General features: G+C 67.3%; 2 protein-coding genes. One reads left to right on the top strand and one right to left on the bottom strand.

Annotated elements, in window-relative coordinates:
• Positions 1–52: 52 nt before the first annotated feature.
• On the bottom strand, positions 53–2791 hold the full coding sequence (locus QN350_RS19315) for an Rne/Rng family ribonuclease (RefSeq protein WP_322140062.1): 2739 nt from the start codon (positions 2789–2791) through the stop codon (positions 53–55).
• A gap of 279 nt (positions 2792–3070) precedes the next feature.
• Here QN350_RS19315 and QN350_RS19310 point away from each other — a divergent pair, with 279 nt between their 5' ends.
• Positions 3071–3670 (top strand): vitamin K epoxide reductase family protein, encoded by a 600-nt coding sequence (locus tag QN350_RS19310; RefSeq protein ID WP_322140063.1) that lies wholly within the window; start codon positions 3071–3073, stop codon positions 3668–3670.
• The last annotated feature ends 37 nt before the right edge of the window (positions 3671–3707 follow it).

Raw genomic sequence — 3707 nt, 5'->3', positions numbered from 1 at the left:
AAGGGCGGCCCACCCAAGCCCCCCGCCGTTCGCCCGCATTTCCCGGGAGGGACTAGTTCTGCGTCTCCCGTGCCGGCAGCACGATGGGCTGCGCGTTCGACGTCGAGCCGCCTGCCGTCGTGACCCGGCGGCTGCGCGAGCGGCCCTGACCGGGCTGCTTGGGCTCGGGGAGCGACTCGAGCACCGAGTCGAGCAGCTGGTCGGTGACCTGCTTGCTCACGGTGCGGCGCGTGCGGGACGACTTCCGCACCGGGATGTCGAGGATCTCAACGGAACCGGTGTTCGCCTCGATCGGGTCGGGGTTGAAGCCCTGGGCGACGGCCTCCGCGACGGCGTGCGCGATGTCCGCCGTCTCGACGGGGGCGACGGACGCCTCGGCGACGGGCGCTGGGGCGGCCTCGGTCGTGGCCTCGTGTGCCTCGGGCTCTGCGGAGACGGGGGTCGACACGGGGGCATCCGGCACGTGGATGATCGGGATGGACCCGGTCAGGGCGCGTGGGATGGTCCTCGCCGCGATCAGGGCGAGGGCGTGCTTGGCATCCTCGGTGATCCCGTGGGTGCCCGAGGTGGCCTTCGCCTGCTCGGTGGACGGCGCCTGGGAACCGTTGTTGCCGGAGTTGCCGCCGCGGTGGCCGTTGTTGCCACCGTTGCCGTTGCTCCCGTTGCCCCCGTTGTTGTCGTTGCCGTTGCCGGAGTTGCCCGCCTTGCTGCGCGGGCGTCGTTCCTGGGGCGGCTGGGCCGTCTGGCGGTGCTTGGTGACGGGGTCGTGGTGGATGACGACTCCGCGGCCCGCACAGGCCTCGCAGTTCTCGCTGAAGGACTCGAGAAGCCCGAGTCCGAGCTTCTTGCGGGTCATCTGCACCAGACCGAGCGAGGTGACCTCGGCGACCTGGTGCTTGGTGCGGTCGCGGCTCAGGCATTCGAGCAGGCGGCGCAGCACGAGGTCACGGTTGGTCTCGAGGACCATGTCGATGAAGTCGACGACGATGATGCCGCCGATGTCGCGCAGCCGGAGCTGGCGCACGATCTCCTCTGCGGCCTCGAGGTTGTTCTTCGTGACGGTTTCCTCGAGGTTTCCGCCTGACCCGACGAACTTGCCCGTGTTGACGTCGACGACGGTCATGGCCTCGGTGCGGTCGATCACGAGGGAACCGCCGGAGGGCAGCCAGACCTTGCGGTCGAGGGCCTTCTCGATCTGCTCGGAGATGCGGTACTCGTCGAAGGCGTCGTTTTCGCCCTCGTAACGCTCGACCCGGTCGACGAGGTCAGGGGCGACCTGGCCGAGGTACGTCTGGATCGTCTCGCGGGCTTCGTCCCCGGAGATGACCATCTTCTGGAAGTCCTCGTTGAAGACGTCGCGCACGATCTTGATCAGCAGGTCGGGCTCACCGTGCAGGAGTGCGGGGGCCTGGACGGTGTCGACGAGCTTCGAGATGGACGCCCACTGCTCGGTGAGCCGGTTGACGTCGAGCGTCAGCTGCTCGTCGGTGGCGCCTTCCGCGGCGGTACGCACGATCACGCCGGTGTTGTCCGGAAGGACCTCCTTGAGGATCTTCTTCAGGCGGGCGCGCTCGGTGTCCGGAAGCTTGCGGCTGATGCCGTTCATCGACCCGTTCGGCACGTAGACGAGGTAGCGACCCGGAAGCGAGACCTGGCTGGTGAGCCGGGCGCCCTTGTGGCCGATCGGGTCCTTCGTGACCTGCACGAGCACCTTGTCGCCCGGCTTGAGCGCGAGCTCGATGCGACGGGCCTGGTTGCTGTTGGCGGCGTGTTCCGCGGCAGCTTCCCAGTCGACCTCACCAGAGTACAGCACGGCGTTACGTCCGCGTCCGATGTCGACGAAGGCGGCTTCCATGCTCGGGAGCACGTTCTGCACCCGGCCGAGATACACATTCCCGATCAGGGATGCGTCCTGGTTCTTGGCGACATAGTGCTCGACGAGCACGCCGTCCTCGAGGACGCCGATCTGGATCTTGTTGTGCTTGGCGCGGACGACCATGACGCGGTCGACCGATTCGCGGCGGGCGAGGAACTCGGCCTCCGTGATGACGGGACGGCGGCGACCGGCGTCGCGGCCGTCGCGGCGGCGCTGCTTCTTCGCCTCGAGGCGGGTCGAGCCCTTGATGCGCTGCGGCTCGGTGATGAGTTCGGGTTCGCGCGGAACGCGGACCCGGACGACGGTGTTGGCGGGGTCGTCCGCACCGGAACGGTTCTCGTCTCCCGGCCGGCGGCGGGCGCGGCGGCGGACGGTCGACGTCTCGTCCGGGTACTCATCGCGGTCGGAGCGGCCGTCGGGACGGTTGTCCGAACGGTTGCGGTCGTGACGGTTGTCCGCGCCGTTGTCCTGGCGGTTGGAGTCCGATCGGTTGCCGTCCTGGCGATTGCCCGAACGGTTGTCCTGACGGTCTCCGTCTGAGCGGTTGCCGTCCTGACGGTCATCGAAGGCACGCGAGTCGTCGCGTCGCCCCCCGGAACGGGCCGGAAGCGGCACGATGTTCGGCGCCTGGAAGAGAAGAGAGGTCGATGGCCTGCGAACCGGCTGTGCGGGTTCGACGGGCGGAGTCGGCTGGTCCACGATGGTGTCCTGTTCGGCTGGGGTCGTCTCGGTGTTCGCCCAGGGTGCGGGCTCCCCCTCGAGGAATGGTGCTGTCGGCGGCTCCACGGTTTCGGTCGCGGCGCTGGGCGCCGGGGCCGGTGCTTCCGCGGGCGCGATCGCCGCGGCGGCTACCCGTCGACGGCGGGATCCGAACAGACCTTTGCGTTTTTTGGTGTTTTCGTTGTCTTCCACCATTACTGGTGCGCTCCTTGACCGTTTTGGGCGACCGCGCCACCCATCCGGCTACTCTCTCGTGCGAGAAAAACGCTTACGCGTCCACCTCGGGAATCCTCTTCGTTCGCAACCGGCTCTTGGCTCTGGCTGCTAATACCTTTGGTCGTGGGACCAATGAATCTGGGCTGTTACGGCCCATTAAGCCTTCTCTGGCTGTGCTCGAGCGCGGCTCAAGCATCCTCGATGATTATCGCATGTATTGTTCAGGATCGAGTGCGAGGCGCATGACATAATCCTGAGGTGCAACACACCGAGCAATCCAAGCGCCCCATCGGGCTCGCCGTCTTCATGGTCATCGGAGGTGCGATCGCCCTCGCCGCCGCCTTCGCACTGACCCTGGACAAGATCGCGATCCTCGAGGATCCGCAGGCGCAGCTCTCCTGCAACTTCAGCGTGCTCGTCGGCTGCAGTACCAACCTCGGCTCCTGGCAGGGTGCGCTGTTCGGTTTCCCGAATCCGCTGATCGGGCTCATCGCCTGGACGGTTGTCATCACCATCGGATCCGCGATCCTCGCGGGCGCCCGGTTCGCCCGCTGGTTCTGGATCGGACTGAACGCCGGCGTGACGCTCGCGCTCGTCTTCGTGATCTGGCTGATGGGGCAGAGCTTCTTCGTGCTCGACGTGCTGTGCCCGTGGTGCATGGTGACCTGGGTCGTCACGATCCCGATGTTCCTGGCCGTGACCCTCTACAACCTCCGGACGGGCACCCTCCCGGTTCCGGCGGGGGTTCGGCGCTTCGCCGCCGGCGCATCGTCGTGGATCGTCGTGATCACGATCGGGTGCTACCTCGTCGCCGCCACGGTCGCCCAGCTCAAGATGGACTTCCTGCACCGTCTCTAGATCTGACCCGGCACCCGCCCCACCCGCGGCATCCGTT

The organism is Cryobacterium sp. 10I5, assembly GCF_035019865.1.
Classification (GTDB): domain Bacteria; phylum Actinomycetota; class Actinomycetes; order Actinomycetales; family Microbacteriaceae; genus Cryobacterium; species Cryobacterium breve_A.
This window is presented reverse-complemented; position numbering and strand designations above follow the sequence as displayed.